The organism is Bacillus sp. BF2-3 (assembly GCF_008368795.1).
GTDB classification, from domain to species: Bacteria; Bacillota; Bacilli; order Bacillales; family Bacillaceae_G; genus Bacillus_A; species Bacillus_A cereus.
On sequence record NZ_QOSA01000055.1, the window covers coordinates 15,227 to 32,109 of the forward strand.

A 16,883-nucleotide genomic window follows, 5' to 3' on the forward strand; every position below is an offset into this window, starting at 1 on the left:
AAAATGAACGATATTTTAATCGTTGACGGTTACAACATTATCGGAGCTTGGGGAGATTTGAAGAAACTGCGGGATGTAGATTTACAATCATCAAGAGATGCGCTTATTGATAAGATGGCGGATTATCAAGGTTATACAGGTATAAAAGTGATGATAGTCTTTGATGCCTATACAGTCCATGGTATTGAAAAAAAGATGAAACAATCTCGTGTAGAAGTAATATTCACACGAAAGAATCAAACTGCAGACGAAAAGATAGAGCAACTTGCGATAGAGCTTAGAAATATAAATACACAAATATATGTTGCGACTTCTGATTATACAGAACAATGGGTTATATTTGGGCAAGGTGCCCTTCGAAAATCTGCGCGTGAATTAGAGTTGGAAGTACAAGCGATGGAACAACAAGTAAGAAGGCGCACAAAAGACACGAAAGAACAGCAGCCCGCCATGCGAAAGATATTTAGTAAAGATATTACAGAAAAATTAGAAAAATTAAGAAGAGGAGAGCGTTGAAGCATTGACGCTCTTTATCTTTTTACTGTATAATATTGCTAAATAAATAGCGGTCGGAGGGATCAAGGTGGAAGCAGGCTTCGTAAGTATAGGCGACGTTACATTTCGTGATTTAGAGGATGAGGCAATCGTTGAGTTAGTTCGAAAAGGTAATACTGACGCTCTAGAATATTTAATTCACAAGTATAAGAACTTTGTTCGTGCGAAATCAAGATCTTACTTTTTAGTGGGTGCCGATCGAGAAGACATTGTTCAAGAAGGTATGATAGGGTTGTTTAAAGCAATTCGTGATTATAAAGAGGACAAGCTGTCTTCATTCAAAGCATTTGCTGAACTATGTATCACTCGACAAATTATTACCGCTATTAAAACGGCAACAAGACAAAAACATATTCCTTTAAATTCGTATGTGTCTTTAGATAAGCCGATTTACGATGAGGAATCTGATCGAACGTTATTGGATGTTATTTCTGAAGCGAAGGTGACTGATCCTGAAGAGATGATCATTAGCCAGGAAGAATATACAGACATAGAATCAAAAATATCTGAATTATTAAGCGATTTAGAAAGGAAAGTGCTTTCTTTATATTTAGATGGTCGTTCTTATCAAGAGATTTCAGAACAGTTAAACAGGCATGTGAAATCTATTGATAACGCTTTACAAAGAGTAAAGAGAAAATTGGAACGATATATGGAAATGAGAGAAAGTACAACTTTAAATTCATAAGAAGTAACAAGTGCTACAGGTGTAAAATAAATCACCTGTTTTCTTTTGTAGAGAGTACAAAATGCATGTCATTGACATTGTCTTTTATTGTATGATACATTTTTAGGGACATAATGTTACAAGGTTGGTGTAACTAATGAGGAAAAAAGTTGTACTCTCATGTGAAGAGTGTAAAAATCGAAACTACTCTACTATGAAAGATACGAGCTCAATAGAGCGACTTGAAATAAAAAAGTTTTGTAAAACATGCAATCAGCATACAGTTCACAAGGAAACAAAATAAATAATTGAAATAATACACTGGAGGTCCCGCAGATGCGTTTAACGAACTTTTTCGGCGATGTAGGTCGCGAAATGAAAAAAGTAAGTTGGCCTAAAAAAGATGAATTACTCCGCTCAACAGCGACTGTTGTTGCTACAGTTGTGTTCTTTGCGATTTTCTTCGCAGTAGTTGATATGGGCATTTCTTCTTTAATTCGGTTAATTCTTGGTTAATTCTTGAATAAGAAGCACTTATCCATGATATAATGTTATTTATAAGAACTGTGTAAAAGCCCGGTGAACGGGTTTTTTCATTTGCGCAAAAAAATGTACGTCAGGGAGGGAAGGACGCTCGTCCTAAATGAATGGAAAAAAGTTGGTATGTTGTCCATACTTATTCTGGATATGAAAATAAAGTAAAAGCAAACCTAGAGAAACGTGTAGAATCAATGGGTATGCAAGATAAAATTTTCCGTGTTGTTGTCCCGGAAGAAGTAGAAGTAGAAATGAAAAACGGAAAAGAAAAATTAATGAAAAGAAAAGTGTTCCCAGGTTATGTATTAGTAGAATTAATCATGACTGATGACTCTTGGTATGTTGTACGTAACACGCCGGGTGTAACTGGGTTCGTTGGTTCTTCTGGTTCTGGATCTAAACCATCACCTCTATTAGAAGAGGAAGTTGTTACCATTATGAAACATATGGGAATGGACAACGAAGTGGTTGATTTCGACTTTGAACTTCATGAGACAGTACGTGTAAATGAGGGGCCATTCGCAGATTATACAGGTGCTATTGAAGAAATTGATGTGGAGAAGAAAAAGGTTAGCGTGCTTGTGGACATGTTTGGTCGCGAGACTCCAGTTGAACTTGACTTCCATCAAATTGAAAAATTATAAAATGAAACTTGAAATGAATTGTAAAAAGTGATAATATCTTTTAAGTCAGTACGTCTTCGTTATCGGAGACGTTTTTTGAAAGATTTTATCCTTACAGATAAAATATGACGTGGGAGGGCAAATCACTGTCCAATTGACCACATCACGGACTTAAGGAGGTGTGTCTCGTGGCTAAAAAGGTAATTAAAATGGTAAAGCTTCAAATTCCTGCAGGTAAAGCTAACCCAGCTCCACCAGTTGGTCCAGCATTAGGACAAGCAGGTGTTAACATCATGGGCTTCTGTAAAGAGTTTAACGCTCGTACAGCAGATCAAGCTGGTCTTATCATCCCTGTTGAAATTACGGTATTTGAGGACCGTTCATTCACTTTCATTACTAAAACTCCTCCTGCTGCTGTTCTTCTTAAGAAAGTAGCTGGTATTGAGTCTGGTTCTGGTGAACCAAACCGTAATAAAGTGGCAACTGTTAAGCGTGATAAAGTACGCGAAATCGCTGAAACTAAAATGCCTGACCTAAACGCTGCTAGCGTAGAAGCTGCAATGCGTATGGTTGAAGGTACTGCACGCAGTATGGGCATCGTTATCGAAGACTAATTCGATTTGTTTTAAAAAAGGTTGCGGGTCTGGAATTCCAATTCGCAACCTTTATTATCGTAAATGATTATCGTTTTTAAATAAATGGATGGCGCTCATCCTCAGGTTATACCTGAAAACAGGCGTAAACGTGGGAGGTTATTCCGCTAAAACCACATTCGAGGAGGAAATAAAAATGGCTAAAAGAGGTAAAAAGTACGTAGAAGCTGCAAAGCTTGTTGATCGTGCAGCTGCTTACTCTGCAACAGAAGCAGTAGAATTAGTAAAGAAAACAAACACAGCTAAATTTGATGCAACTGTAGAAGCTGCATTCCGTTTAGGTGTTGACCCTAAGAAAGCTGACCAACAAATCCGTGGCGCAGTTGTTCTTCCACACGGTACTGGTAAAGTACAACGTGTATTAGTATTTGCTAAAGGTGAAAAAGCTAAAGAAGCTGAAGCTGCTGGAGCTGACTTCGTAGGCGATACTGATTACATCGGTAAAATCCAACAAGGTTGGTTCGATTTCGATGTAGTAGTAGCAACTCCTGACATGATGGGTGAAGTTGGTAAACTTGGTCGCGTATTAGGACCTAAAGGTTTAATGCCAAACCCTAAAACTGGAACAGTTACTTTCGATGTAACTAAAGCTGTTAACGAAATCAAAGCTGGTAAAGTTGAATACCGCGTTGATAAAGCTGGTAACATCCACGTTCCAATCGGTAAAGTATCTTTCGAAGATGCTAAATTAGTAGAAAACTTCAAAACAATTGCTGACACTTTACAAAAAGTTAAGCCAGCTGCTGCAAAAGGTACTTACATGAAGAACGTAACAGTTGCTTCTACAATGGGACCTGGCGTACGTGTAGACGTTTCTACATTAGCGTAAATTTTGGAAGTTGACTTCATAAAGAAGTTTTAATATAATCATTTATGTTGTGAATTTAATTAGTGTACCGTAGACAGTAGGTGTCAATAGACTTAATTTCCTACCTAGGTGTTAATATACGAAGCGGAATCTTTTTTCTGTGACTATATGCCTCCATGTCTACAAGTTGGGCATGGAGGTTTTTAGTGCACTTTCGGTACATCTTCTATATAATCTACAGGAGGTGTAATAACATGAGCAAAGTAATCGAAACTAAACAACAAGTTGTAACTGAAATCGCGGACAAACTTCGCGCTAGTAAATCTACAATCGTTGTTGACTACCGTGGTTTAACGGTTTCTGAAGCAACAGAATTACGTAAGCAATTACGTGAAGCTGGCGTTGAGTTCAAAGTTTACAAAAACTCTCTAACTCGTCGTGCTGCAGAATCTGCTGAAATGGCTGAGTTAAATGAATTCTTAACAGGACCAAACGCAATCGCGTTCAGTAACGAGGATGTAGTTGCTCCTGCGAAAGTATTAAACGACTTCGCTAAAGATCATGAAGCTTTAGAAATTAAAGCGGGCGTAATCGAAGGTAAACTTGTAACACTTGATGAGGTTAAAGCAATCGCTACTCTTCCATCACGTGAAGGCTTACTTTCTATGCTTCTTAGCGTTCTTCAAGCTCCAATCCGTAACCTTGCACTTGCTACTAAAGCAGTTGCAGACCAAAAGGAAGAGCAAGGCGCTTAATTTTTTAAAAGATAATTACGTATTATCGATAAAACAATACAAACCTATTTAAGGGAGGATATTTACAATGACTAAAGAACAAATCATTGAAGCAGTTAAATCTATGACTGTATTAGAACTTAACGACTTAGTAAAAGCTATCGAGGAAGAATTCGGCGTAACTGCTGCTGCTCCTGTAGCTGTTGCTGGTGGCGCTGGAGAAGCTGCTGCTGAGAAAACTGAATTTGATGTGGAACTAACTAGCGCTGGTGCACAAAAAATTAAAGTTATCAAAGTTGTTCGTGAAATCACTGGTCTTGGCTTAAAAGAAGCTAAAGAATTAGTTGACAACACTCCAAAAGTAATCAAAGAAGCTGCTGCTAAAGAAGAAGCTGAAGAAATCAAAGCTAAACTTGAAGAAGTTGGCGCTGCTGTAGAAGTTAAGTAATTAACTTTTGATGCTTTAAAAAAAGCTCGCTCTCATGCGAGCTTTTTTTTTAACTGTAAAGAAAAGAGGTGGCCATATGGCAGACCATTATTTTTCTAACGACCCTTCTAGTAAAAGTGATCGTAAGCGATGGGAGTTTGACCTTCGTGGATCTCGATTTACTTTCTTATCTGACCATGGGGTGTTCTCGAAAAACGAAGTGGACTTTGGTTCCCGTCTTTTAATTGAAGCGTTTCAAATGCCAGATATTAAAGGTAATATATTAGACGTAGGTTGCGGATACGGTCCTATTGGTTTGTCGTTAGCGAAAGAGTTTCAAGGTCGTGAAGTTCACATGGTGGATGTGAATGAGAGGGCACTTGGGCTTGCGAAAGAAAACGCCGCTAATAACAAAATCGAGAATATACGTATTTTTCAAAGTAGTGTCTATGAAAATGTAGATGGTAAGTATGCTGCTATTCTATCTAACCCTCCAATTCGTGCGGGTAAAGATATCGTACATGAGATTTTAGAAAAAGCTGTGGAGTATTTAGTTCCAGGTGGAGAACTTTGGATTGTTATTCAAAAGAAACAAGGTGCACCGTCTGCGCTAAAAAAACTAGAAGAAGTATTTTCTGAGGTTGAGGTTGTAGAAAAGAAAAAAGGATATTATATCATAAAATCAAAAAAACGTTGACGGTTATTTTTGGCTATGTTAACATTATACAATGCCAATATATGATTTTCTGCGTTGAGAAAGATGTATATTTTTGTTTCTCTTGGAAAAGATAGTAAAATCAGCAGATTATGAAACAGAATGATGGTTTTCTTATAGAAGCCATTTTTCTTTTTTGAGCAGGTAGAAAGACTCAACGTATTTATCTTTAAGAGAAAGAGACTACGCTAATAGCAGTAGTTGTATTTATTTGTGATTTTGCACAAATTTTTTTGTGCATTTATAATACTCATGATTTGAGGGGTGAAGCAGTTGACAGGTCAACTAGTTCAATACGGACGCCACCGCCAACGAAGAAGTTATGCCCGTATTAGTGAAGTATTAGAGTTACCAAATCTTATCGAAATTCAAACCTCTTCTTATCAGTGGTTTCTTGATGAGGGTTTGCGAGAAATGTTCCAAGACATTTCTCCGATTGAAGACTTTACGGGAAATCTATCGCTTGAATTTATCGACTACAGCTTAGGTGAACCTAAATACTCTGTAGACGAATGCAAAGAGCGTGATGTGACGTATGCAGCACCACTTCGTGTAAAAGTGCGTCTAATCAACAAGGAAACTGGTGAAGTAAAAGAACAAGATGTGTTCATGGGAGATTTCCCACTCATGACAGAGACTGGAACATTCGTAATTAACGGTGCAGAACGTGTTATCGTTTCCCAGTTAGTTCGCTCTCCAAGCGTATACTATAGTGGCAAAGTGGATAAAAACGGAAAACGTGGTTTTACTGCTACTGTAATTCCAAACCGCGGAGCTTGGTTAGAGTATGAGACAGATGCTAAGGATGTTGTATATGTGCGTATTGACCGTACGCGTAAACTTCCTGTAACTGTTTTGTTACGCGCATTAGGGTTTGGCTCTGATCAAGAAATCACCGAGCTTTTAGGTGATAACGAATACTTAAGCAACACATTAGAAAAAGACAACACAGATAGCACAGAAAAAGCATTGCTTGAAATTTATGAGCGTCTACGTCCTGGTGAACCACCAACGGTAGAAAATGCTAAGAGCTTACTTGTGTCTCGTTTCTTTGATCCAAAGCGCTACGATTTAGCAAATGTAGGTCGCTATAAGATCAACAAGAAGTTACACATTAAAAACAGATTGTTTAATCAACGTTTAGCTGAAACATTAGTGGATCCAGAAACTGGTGAAATTTTAGCGGCAGAAGGAACAATCTTAGATCGTCGTACACTTGATCGCATTTTACCTTACTTAGAGAAAAACATTGGATTCAAAACAGCGAAACCAATGGGTGGAGTGGTAGAAGGCGATGTTGAGCTGCAATCTATTAAGATTTATGCTCCTGAGTCGGAAGGCGAACGCGTAATTAATGTAATTGGTAATGCAAACATTACTCGTGATGTGAAACACATTACACCAGGTGATATCCTTGCTTCTATCAGTTACTTCTTCAACCTACTATACAAAGTAGGGGATACAGATGATATTGACCATTTAGGAAACCGTCGTCTGCGTTCTGTTGGAGAACTGTTACAAAATCAATTCCGTATCGGTCTTTCTCGTATGGAACGTGTTGTTCGTGAGAGAATGTCGATCCAAGATACAAATGCAATTACACCACAGGCACTAATTAATATTCGTCCTGTTATTGCATCTATTAAAGAGTTCTTCGGAAGTTCTCAGTTATCTCAGTTTATGGACCAAACAAACCCATTAGCAGAGTTAACTCACAAACGAAGACTATCTGCATTAGGACCTGGTGGTTTAACGCGTGAGCGCGCAGGCTTTGAAGTGCGTGACGTTCATTACTCTCACTACGGTCGTATGTGTCCGATTGAAACACCAGAGGGACCAAACATCGGTTTGATTAACTCATTATCTTCGTTCGCGAAAGTAAATGAGTTTGGTTTCATTGAAACACCATACCGTCGTGTTGACCCAGAAACTGGTCTTGTAACAGGGCATGTTGATTACTTAACAGCAGATGAAGAAGATAACTATGTTGTAGCCCAAGCGAATATGAAATTATCTGACGAAGGTGAATTCCTAAGTGAAGATATCGTAGCTCGTTTCCGTGGTGAAAACATTGTCACAAATAGAGAACGCATCGACTACATGGATGTATCTCCAAAACAAGTAGTGTCGGCAGCGACAGCTTGTATTCCGTTCTTAGAAAACGATGACTCTAACCGCGCACTTATGGGAGCGAACATGCAACGTCAGGCGGTTCCGTTAATGAATCCGGAATCTCCGATTGTAGGTACAGGTATGGAGTACGTATCAGCAAAAGACTCAGGTGCTGCAGTAATCTGTAAACATCCTGGGGTTGTTGAGCGCGTAGAAGCACGTGAAGTTTGGGTACGTCGCTATGTAGAAGTTGACGGTCAAACAGTAAAAGGCGACTTAGATCGCTACAAAATGCAAAAATTCATTCGTTCTAACCAAGGAACTTGTTACAACCAACGTCCAATCGTAAGTGTTGGAAATGAAGTTGTAAAAGGTGAAATCCTTGCGGATGGTCCTTCTATGGAATTAGGTGAACTAGCACTTGGACGTAACGTGCTTGTTGGCTTCATGACTTGGGACGGTTATAACTACGAGGATGCGATCATCATGAGTGAGCGCCTTGTAAAAGATGATGTGTACACTTCTATTCATATTGAAGAATATGAATCAGAAGCTCGTGATACGAAGCTTGGACCAGAAGAAATTACACGTGACATTCCAAACGTTGGGGAAGACGCATTACGTAACCTTGACGAGCGCGGTATCATTCGCGTTGGTGCTGAAGTAAAAGATGGAGATTTACTTGTTGGTAAAGTAACACCTAAAGGTGTAACAGAATTAACAGCTGAAGAACGTCTATTACATGCTATCTTTGGAGAAAAAGCGCGTGAAGTACGTGATACATCACTACGTGTACCACACGGTGGTGGCGGTATTATCTTAGACGTAAAAGTATTCAACCGTGAAGATGGCGATGAATTGCCACCGGGCGTGAATCAACTTGTACGTGCATATATCGTTCAAAAACGTAAAATTTCTGAAGGTGACAAGATGGCCGGACGTCACGGTAACAAAGGTGTTATTTCTCGTATTTTACCAGAAGAAGATATGCCTTACCTACCAGACGGTACGCCAATCGATATCATGTTAAACCCATTAGGGGTACCATCTCGTATGAATATCGGTCAGGTATTAGAGCTTCATCTTGGTATGGCAGCAAGATACCTTGGCATTCACATTGCAACACCAGTATTCGATGGTGCTCGTGAGGAAGATGTTTGGGGCACAATTGAAGAAGCTGGTATGGCAAATGACGCGAAAACAATCCTGTATGACGGACGTACTGGTGAACCATTCGATAACCGCGTATCTGTTGGTGTCATGTATATGATCAAACTTGCGCACATGGTTGACGATAAACTTCATGCTCGTTCTACTGGACCATACTCACTTGTAACGCAGCAACCTCTTGGAGGTAAAGCTCAGTTCGGTGGACAGCGTTTCGGTGAGATGGAGGTTTGGGCACTTGAAGCTTACGGTGCTGCTTATACTCTTCAAGAAATCTTAACAGTGAAGTCTGATGATGTTGTTGGACGTGTTAAGACTTATGAAGCAATTGTTAAAGGCGAAAATGTTCCAGAACCAGGCGTTCCTGAATCATTCAAAGTATTGATTAAAGAGCTGCAAAGTTTAGGTATGGACGTTAAAATGATGTCTAGCGACGATACAGAAATTGAAATGCGTGATACAGAAGATGACGATGATCATCAATCAGCAGATAAATTGAATGTCGAAGTTGAGACAACTAAGGAATAATTGGGATAACCTGTAGACTAAAAGGGAGGTAGGCCCCTTGATAGATGTAAATAACTTTGAATATATGAAGATTGGACTTGCTTCACCTGACAAGATTCGTTCTTGGTCATACGGTGAAGTTAAGAAACCAGAAACTATTAACTATCGTACGTTAAAGCCTGAAAAAGATGGCTTATTCTGTGAGCGTATTTTCGGACCACAAAAGGACTGGGAATGTCATTGCGGAAAATACAAACGTGTACGTTATAAAGGTGTAGTTTGTGATCGATGTGGCGTTGAAGTAACGCGTGCAAAAGTACGTCGTGAACGTATGGGTCATATCGAATTAGCTGCTCCTGTATCTCATATTTGGTATTTCAAAGGTATCCCGAGCCGCATGGGACTTGTCTTAGACATGTCCCCTCGCGCGCTTGAAGAAGTAATTTATTTCGCTTCTTATGTTGTAACAGAAAGTGGAGATACACCACTTGATAAGAAGCAATTACTTTCTGAAAAAGAATACCGTGCATATCGTGATCGATATGGTAGCACATTCCAAGCTGCTATGGGTGCAGAAGCAATTAAAAAGCTACTACAAGACATCAATTTAGATAAAGAAGTAGACTTCTTAAAAGAAGAATTAAAAACAGCACAAGGACAACGCCGTACTCGTGCTATTAAACGTCTAGAAGTATTAGAAGCATTCCGTAACTCTGGAAATGAACCGTCTTGGATGATCTTAGATGTTCTACCAGTAATCCCACCAGAACTACGCCCAATGGTACAGTTAGACGGTGGACGTTTTGCTACTTCTGACTTAAACGACTTATACCGTCGTGTAATTAACCGTAACAACCGTTTAAAACGTCTATTGGACTTAGGTGCACCAAGCATCATTGTTCAAAACGAAAAACGTATGTTACAAGAAGCTGTAGACGCATTAATCGATAATGGTCGTCGTGGCCGTCCAGTTACTGGGCCAGGTAACCGTCCATTAAAATCACTATCTCACATGCTTAAAGGTAAACAAGGACGTTTCCGTCAAAATTTATTAGGTAAACGTGTTGACTACTCTGGTCGTTCTGTAATCGTTGTAGGACCGAACTTAAAGATGTATCAATGTGGATTGCCAAAAGAAATGGCGCTTGAACTGTTCAAACCTTTCGTAATGAAAGAGTTAGTTGAAAAAGGATTAGCACATAACATTAAGAGTGCGAAACGTAAAATCGAGCGTGTACAACCTGAAGTTTGGGACGTTTTAGAGTCTGTGATTAAAGAACATCCAGTACTTCTAAACCGCGCACCAACACTTCACCGTCTTGGTATCCAGGCGTTTGAACCTACATTAGTAGAAGGTCGCGCAATCCGTCTTCACCCACTTGTATGTACTGCATACAACGCGGACTTTGACGGTGACCAAATGGCCGTTCACGTACCTTTATCATCAGAAGCTCAAGCTGAAGCTCGTCTTCTTATGTTAGCGGCACAAAACATCTTGAACCCGAAAGACGGTAAACCAGTTGTTACTCCATCTCAGGATATGGTATTAGGTAACTATTACTTAACACTTGAGCGTGAAGGTGCAATCGGTGAAGGTATGGTCTTCAAAGATGCAAACGAAGCATTGCTTGCATATCAAAATGGATATGTTCATCTTCATACACGTGTTGCAGTAGCTGCAAGTGCAGTAAACAACGCAACATTTACTGAAGAGCAAAAGAGTATGCTTCTATTAACAACAGTTGGTAAATTAATATTTAACGAAATCTTACCAGAGTCGTTCCCTTATATTAATGAACCAACAAATTCAAACCTTGAAAAAGAAACACCAGCGAAATATTTCGTTGAAAAAGGTGCGAACATTAAAGAAATTATTGCTAGTCGCGAAGAAGTGGCGCCATTTAGCAAGAAGATCCTTGGTAACATCATTGCGGAAGTGTTCAAACGTTTCCAAATTACAGAAACGTCTCGCATGCTTGACCGTATGAAAAACTTAGGATTCAAGTACTCTACAAAAGCTGGTATTACAGTTGGGGTATCTGACATTCTTGTATTAGGCGAAAAAGATGAAATTCTCCACGAAGCACAAGCAAAAGTAGATAATGTAATTAAACAATTCCGTCGCGGTTTAATCACGGAAGAAGAACGTTACGATCGCGTTATTTCTATTTGGAGTAATGCAAAAGATGTTATCCAAGGAAAACTGATGAAATCCTTGAATAAACGCAACCCAATCTTCATGATGAGTGACTCAGGTGCCCGTGGTAACGCATCTAACTTTACTCAGCTTGCTGGTATGCGTGGTCTTATGGCCAATCCATCTGGTCGTATCATCGAACTTCCAATCAAATCGAGTTTCCGTGAAGGTTTAACAGTACTTGAGTACTTCATCTCTACGCATGGTGCGCGTAAAGGTCTTGCTGATACAGCACTTAAAACTGCCGATTCTGGTTACTTAACACGTCGTCTTGTTGACGTTGCACAAGATGTAATCGTTCGTGAAGATGATTGTGGAACAGATCGCGGTTTATTAATTGGTGCGATTAAAGAGGGTAATGAAGTTATCGAGTCATTATATGATCGTCTTGTTGGACGTTTTGCAAGAAAAACTGTAAAACATCCTGAAACAGGTGAAGTATTAGTTGCTGAAAATCAATTAATTACTGAAGATATCGCTCATATCGTTGAAAATTCGGGTGTTGAAACTGTAAACATTCGTTCAGCGTTTACGTGTAACACTCGCCACGGTGTATGTAAGAAGTGTTACGGTCGTAACTTAGCAACTGGAACAGACGTAGAAGTAGGAGAAGCGGTAGGTATTATCGCAGCTCAATCTATCGGTGAGCCAGGTACACAGTTAACGATGCGTACATTCCATACAGGTGGGGTTGCCGGAGATGATATTACTCAAGGTTTACCTCGTATCCAAGAGATCTTCGAAGCTCGTAATCCGAAAGGTCAGGCAGTTATCAGTGAAATCGACGGTGTTATCGCAGCGATCAACGACGTTAAAGATCGCCAAGAAGTAGTTGTACAGGGTGAAGTTGAAGCTCGTACGTATGCTATTCCTTACGGTGCTCGTCTGAAAGTAACTCCAGGACAGCCAATTAGCCACGGTAAAGAGTTAACAGAAGGTTCTATTGATCCGAAAGAATTACTAAAAGTAACGGACATTACGGCGGTTCAAGAATACTTATTACGTGAAGTTCAAAAAGTATACCGTATGCAAGGGGTAGAAATTGGTGACAAACACGTAGAGGTAATGGTACGTCAAATGTTACGTAAAGTTCGTGTAAGTGATGCAGGTGAAACAGATGTATTACCAGGAACATTACTAGATATCCATCAGTTTACTGATGCGAATGCTAAGGTCTTACTGCAAGGTAAGCAACCAGCAACAGCTAGACCTGTTCTACTTGGTATTACAAAAGCTTCACTTGAAACAGATTCATTCTTATCTGCAGCATCGTTCCAAGAAACAACTCGTGTCTTAACTGATGCAGCAATTAAGGGTAAACGCGATGAACTTCTAGGATTAAAAGAAAATGTTATTATCGGTAAACTTGTTCCTGCTGGAACAGGTATGAATCGTTATCGCAAAGTGGATCTTGTAAAAACAACACAAGATGACATGAACGTAGAAAACGATGAGGTTTATGTGGAACAGTAAAATTTTCCGTCATAAATTTTGTATAAAAACAATTAATCTTAGTTGACATTGTATGAGTCAAAATGTTACTATAATCAAGGTTGCTCCTGAACGATGCTTTGGAGGATATTTATATGTCTTATCAAAAAGTATCAACTGCTGAAAATGTAGTCGTTGGTCATAAACGCACATTGGAAGCAATCAAAAATGGTACAGTTAAAGAAGTTGTCATCGCAGAGGATGCTGACATGCGGTTAACCCATGCTATCATTCGTATTGCAATGCAATATAACGTGCCCATAACAAAAGTTGAATCAGTTCGTAAGCTTGGTAAAGCTTCGGGGATTCAAGTGGGAGCTTCAGCAATAGGAATAATAAGTTAAAACTGTTTTTGTGAGGAGAGAGCATTTGCTCTTCCTTGCAAAAACTTTGTTTTCAACTAATAATGAACCACCTGGATATGTGGTCATACAAACATGCGAAGGGAGGATAATCAAATGCCTACTATTAACCAATTAGTGAGAAATGGTCGTACTGATAAAGTATGGAAATCTAAATCACCTGCGTTAAACAAAGGTTTTAACTCTTTAAAGAAAAAATCAACTGATATCTCTGCACCTCAAAAACGTGGTGTATGTACTCGTGTTGGTACAATGACTCCAAAGAAACCTAACTCAGCGTTACGTAAATACGCTCGTGTACGTTTAACAAACGGTATCGAGGTTACAGCTTACATCCCAGGTATCGGTCATAACCTACAAGAGCATAGCGTAGTATTAATTCGCGGTGGTCGTGTAAAGGATTTACCGGGGGTACGTTACCACATCGTTCGTGGTGCGCTTGACACAGCTGGTGTTGACAAACGTATGCAAGGACGTTCTAAATATGGTACTAAGAGACCAAAACCTGCTAAAAAATAATAACTTTAAAATGAAAGGAGGAACTCAATATGCCTCGTAAAGGACCTGTTGCGAAACGTGACGTGTTACCAGATCCAATGTACAATTCGAAGCTAGTAACACGCCTTATCAACAAAATGATGGTTGACGGTAAAAAAGGTAAATCTCAAACAATTCTTTATAATGCGTTCGATATCGTAAACGAACGTACTGGTAAAGAGCCAATGGAAGTATTCGAGCAAGCTCTTAAGAACATCATGCCTGTTCTTGAAGTACGCGCTCGTCGTGTTGGTGGTGCTAACTACCAAGTTCCAGTTGAGGTTCGTCCAGAACGCCGTACAACTTTAGGTCTTCGTTGGTTAGTAAACTACGCTCGTCTTCGTGGTGAAAAAACTATGGAAGAGCGTCTTGCTAACGAAATCTTAGATGCAGCTAACAACGCTGGTGCATCTGTTAAGAAACGTGAAGACACTCATAAAATGGCAGAAGCTAACAAAGCATTTGCTCATTACCGTTGGTAGGATTCAACGTAAAATAAATGTAAGCATAAACCGCTTTATTTGTCGCTTATGGAAGTGTGGAGAGGGAGAATGCCTCTCCCTTTCATCGGGCGCTCGTTTTACATAATGAGAGTACTGGACATACTGACATGTGTAACAATATAAAGTGGCTTTTTTGCTACTTAAAATAAAAAAAATCCAATCCATATATGGAAGGAGCAAGACACCAAATGGCAAGAGAGTTCTCTTTAGAAAACACTCGTAATATTGGTATCATGGCTCACATCGATGCTGGTAAAACAACAGCAACTGAGCGTATTCTGTACTACACAGGACGTATTCATAAAATCGGTGAAACTCACGAAGGTGCATCTCAGATGGACTGGATGGAGCAAGAGCAAGAGCGTGGTATCACAATTACTTCTGCTGCAACTACAGCACAATGGAAAGGTCATCGTGTAAACATCATTGATACTCCAGGACACGTAGATTTCACAGTAGAAGTAGAACGTTCTTTACGCGTACTTGATGGCGCTGTAGCAGTACTTGATGCGCAATCTGGTGTAGAACCACAAACAGAAACTGTTTGGCGTCAGGCTACTACTTACGGCGTACCTCGTATCGTATTCGTTAACAAAATGGATAAGATCGGTGCAGATTTCTTATACTCTGTAGGAACAATCCACGATCGTTTACAAGCAAACGCACATCCAATTCAGTTACCAATCGGTGCTGAAGATGAGTTCAATGGTATCATTGACCTTGTTGAAGAGTGTGCTTACATGTACGGTAACGATTTAGGAACAGACATTCAACGTGTTGAAATTCCTGAAGAGCACAAAGAATTAGCTGAAGAATACCGTGGAAAACTTATTGAAGCGGTAGCTGAGCTTGATGAAGAAATGATGATGAAGTACCTAGAAGGTGAAGAAATCACTGTAGAAGAGCTTAAAGCTGGTATCCGTAAGGCTACAACTTCTGTAGAATTCTTCCCAGTAATCTGTGGTTCTGCATTCAAAAACAAAGGTGTTCAAATTCTGTTAGACGCAGTTATCGACTACCTTCCATCTCCACTAGATGTACCTGCTATTAAAGGTACTCTACCGGATACAGATGAAGAAGTAGAACGTAAGTCTAGCGATGAAGAACCATTCGCAGCTTTAGCATTCAAAATCATGACTGACCCTTATGTTGGTAAGTTAACGTTCTTCCGTGTGTACTCTGGTGTGTTAAACTCTGGATCATACGTGAAAAACTCAACTAAAGGTAAGCGTGAGCGTGTAGGTCGTATCCTACAAATGCACGCTAACAGCCGTGAAGAGATTTCAACAGTTTACGCTGGTGATATCGCTGCTGCTGTAGGTTTAAAAGATACTACTACTGGTGATACTCTTTGTGACGAGAAGAGCCTTGTTATCCTTGAGTCTATGGAATTCCCAGAGCCAGTTATCTCTGTAGCTATCGAACCAAAATCTAAAGCTGACCAAGATAAAATGGGTACAGCATTATCTAAGCTTTCTGAAGAAGATCCAACATTCCGTGCTCACACTGACCAAGAAACTGGCCAAACTATCATCGCTGGTATGGGTGAACTTCACCTTGATATCATCGTTGACCGTATGCGCCGTGAATTCAAAGTGGAAGCAAACGTTGGTGCTCCTCAGGTAGCATACCGTGAGACTTTCCGCGCTGCTGCGAAAGTTGAAGGTAAGTTCGCTCGTCAATCTGGTGGTCGTGGACAATTCGGTCACGTTTGGATTGAGTTTGAACCTAACGAAGAAGGTAAAGGATTCGAATTCGAAAACAAGATCGTCGGTGGTGTAGTTCCTCGTGAATACATCCCAGCTGTTGGAGCAGGTCTTGAAGATGCACTTAAAAATGGTGTACTAGCTGGTTATCCACTAGTTGACATTAAAGCTGCATTAGTTGACGGATCTTACCATGATGTCGATTCATCTGAGATGGCGTTCAAAATCGCTGCATCTATGGCACTTAAAGCTGCGGTTTCTAAATGTAGCCCAGTAATTCTTGAGCCAATGATGAAAGTTGAAGTTGTAATTCCTGAAGAGTACATGGGTGACATTATGGGTGACGTAACATCTCGTCGTGGACGTGTAGAAGGTATGGAAGCTCGCGGTAACGCACAAGTTGTTCGCGCTATGGTTCCACTTTCTGAAATGTTCGGTTATGCAACGTCATTACGTTCTAACACTCAAGGACGCGGAACATTCTCTATGGTGTTTGACCACTATGAAGAAGTACCAAAGTCTGTTTCTGAAGAAATTATCAAAAAAAATAAAGGTGAATAATTGATTTTTATCGATTGTTCA

16 protein-coding genes and 1 other annotated feature are annotated in these 16,883 nt (G+C 39.8%); all 16 genes read left to right on the forward strand.

The window, feature by feature from the left end; translation table 11 throughout:
- Window positions 1-3 precede the first annotated feature (3 nt).
- Window positions 4-516 carry an NYN domain-containing protein gene (locus DN401_RS28280; RefSeq protein WP_000997876.1) on the forward strand — a complete coding sequence of 171 codons (513 nt, stop codon included), beginning with the start codon at window positions 4-6 and terminating at the stop codon, window positions 514-516.
- Between the two features lie 67 nt (window positions 517-583).
- Window positions 584-1,243 (forward strand): RNA polymerase factor sigma-70, encoded by a 660-nt coding sequence (locus tag DN401_RS28285; protein ID WP_000387193.1) that lies wholly within the window; start codon window positions 584-586, stop codon window positions 1,241-1,243.
- 136 nt (window positions 1,244-1,379) lie between these two features.
- On the forward strand, window positions 1,380-1,526 hold the full coding sequence (rpmG, locus tag DN401_RS28290; RefSeq protein ID WP_014481927.1) for a 50S ribosomal protein L33: 147 nt from the start codon (window positions 1,380-1,382) through the stop codon (window positions 1,524-1,526).
- Between the two features lie 32 nt (window positions 1,527-1,558).
- On the forward strand, window positions 1,559-1,738 hold the full coding sequence (gene secE, locus DN401_RS28295; RefSeq protein WP_001241323.1) for a preprotein translocase subunit SecE: 180 nt from the start codon (window positions 1,559-1,561) through the stop codon (window positions 1,736-1,738).
- A gap of 131 nt (window positions 1,739-1,869) precedes the next feature.
- Window positions 1,870-2,403 (forward strand): transcription termination/antitermination protein NusG, encoded by a 534-nt coding sequence (nusG, locus tag DN401_RS28300; RefSeq protein WP_000415794.1) that lies wholly within the window; start codon window positions 1,870-1,872, stop codon window positions 2,401-2,403.
- Between the two features lie 167 nt (window positions 2,404-2,570).
- Window positions 2,571-2,996: a 50S ribosomal protein L11 gene (gene rplK / locus DN401_RS28305; protein ID WP_001085872.1), complete on the forward strand. Its 426-nt coding sequence runs from the start codon at window positions 2,571-2,573 to the stop codon at window positions 2,994-2,996.
- Window positions 2,997-3,171: 175 nt separating this feature from the next.
- The gene (gene rplA / locus DN401_RS28310; RefSeq protein WP_001987630.1) at window positions 3,172-3,864 is read left to right on the forward strand and encodes a 50S ribosomal protein L1; all 693 of its coding nucleotides are present in this window, start codon (window positions 3,172-3,174) and stop codon (window positions 3,862-3,864) included.
- Window positions 3,865-3,913: 49 nt separating this feature from the next.
- Window positions 3,914-4,058, forward strand: a sequence feature (ribosomal protein L10 leader region).
- 39 nt (window positions 4,059-4,097) lie between these two features.
- A complete protein-coding gene (rplJ, locus tag DN401_RS28315) occupies window positions 4,098-4,598 on the forward strand; it encodes a 50S ribosomal protein L10 (protein WP_000048716.1) in 501 nt (166 codons plus the stop codon).
- Window positions 4,599-4,665: 67 nt separating this feature from the next.
- Window positions 4,666-5,025: a 50S ribosomal protein L7/L12 gene (gene rplL, locus DN401_RS28320; protein WP_000159736.1), complete on the forward strand. Its 360-nt coding sequence runs from the start codon at window positions 4,666-4,668 to the stop codon at window positions 5,023-5,025.
- Between the two features lie 76 nt (window positions 5,026-5,101).
- Window positions 5,102-5,701 (forward strand): class I SAM-dependent methyltransferase, encoded by a 600-nt coding sequence (locus DN401_RS28325; RefSeq protein ID WP_000763268.1) that lies wholly within the window; start codon window positions 5,102-5,104, stop codon window positions 5,699-5,701.
- Window positions 5,702-5,992: 291 nt separating this feature from the next.
- Entirely contained in the window at window positions 5,993-9,526 is a 3,534-nt protein-coding gene (rpoB, locus tag DN401_RS28330; protein WP_000147553.1) for a DNA-directed RNA polymerase subunit beta, read from the forward strand.
- 37 nt (window positions 9,527-9,563) lie between these two features.
- Entirely contained in the window at window positions 9,564-13,175 is a 3,612-nt protein-coding gene (gene rpoC / locus DN401_RS28335) for a DNA-directed RNA polymerase subunit beta' (RefSeq protein ID WP_149288074.1), read from the forward strand.
- Window positions 13,176-13,288: 113 nt separating this feature from the next.
- Window positions 13,289-13,537 carry a 50S ribosomal protein L7ae-like protein gene (locus DN401_RS28340; protein ID WP_000121836.1) on the forward strand — a complete coding sequence of 83 codons (249 nt, stop codon included), beginning with the start codon at window positions 13,289-13,291 and terminating at the stop codon, window positions 13,535-13,537.
- 114 nt (window positions 13,538-13,651) lie between these two features.
- Window positions 13,652-14,074: a 30S ribosomal protein S12 gene (rpsL, locus tag DN401_RS28345; protein ID WP_001142341.1), complete on the forward strand. Its 423-nt coding sequence runs from the start codon at window positions 13,652-13,654 to the stop codon at window positions 14,072-14,074.
- Between the two features lie 29 nt (window positions 14,075-14,103).
- Window positions 14,104-14,574 carry a 30S ribosomal protein S7 gene (gene rpsG, locus DN401_RS28350; RefSeq protein ID WP_001137491.1) on the forward strand — a complete coding sequence of 157 codons (471 nt, stop codon included), beginning with the start codon at window positions 14,104-14,106 and terminating at the stop codon, window positions 14,572-14,574.
- 209 nt (window positions 14,575-14,783) lie between these two features.
- Window positions 14,784-16,862, forward strand: coding sequence for an elongation factor G (gene fusA / locus DN401_RS28355; RefSeq protein WP_000090370.1), 2,079 nt, complete (start codon window positions 14,784-14,786; stop codon window positions 16,860-16,862).
- Window positions 16,863-16,883 lie beyond the last annotated feature (21 nt).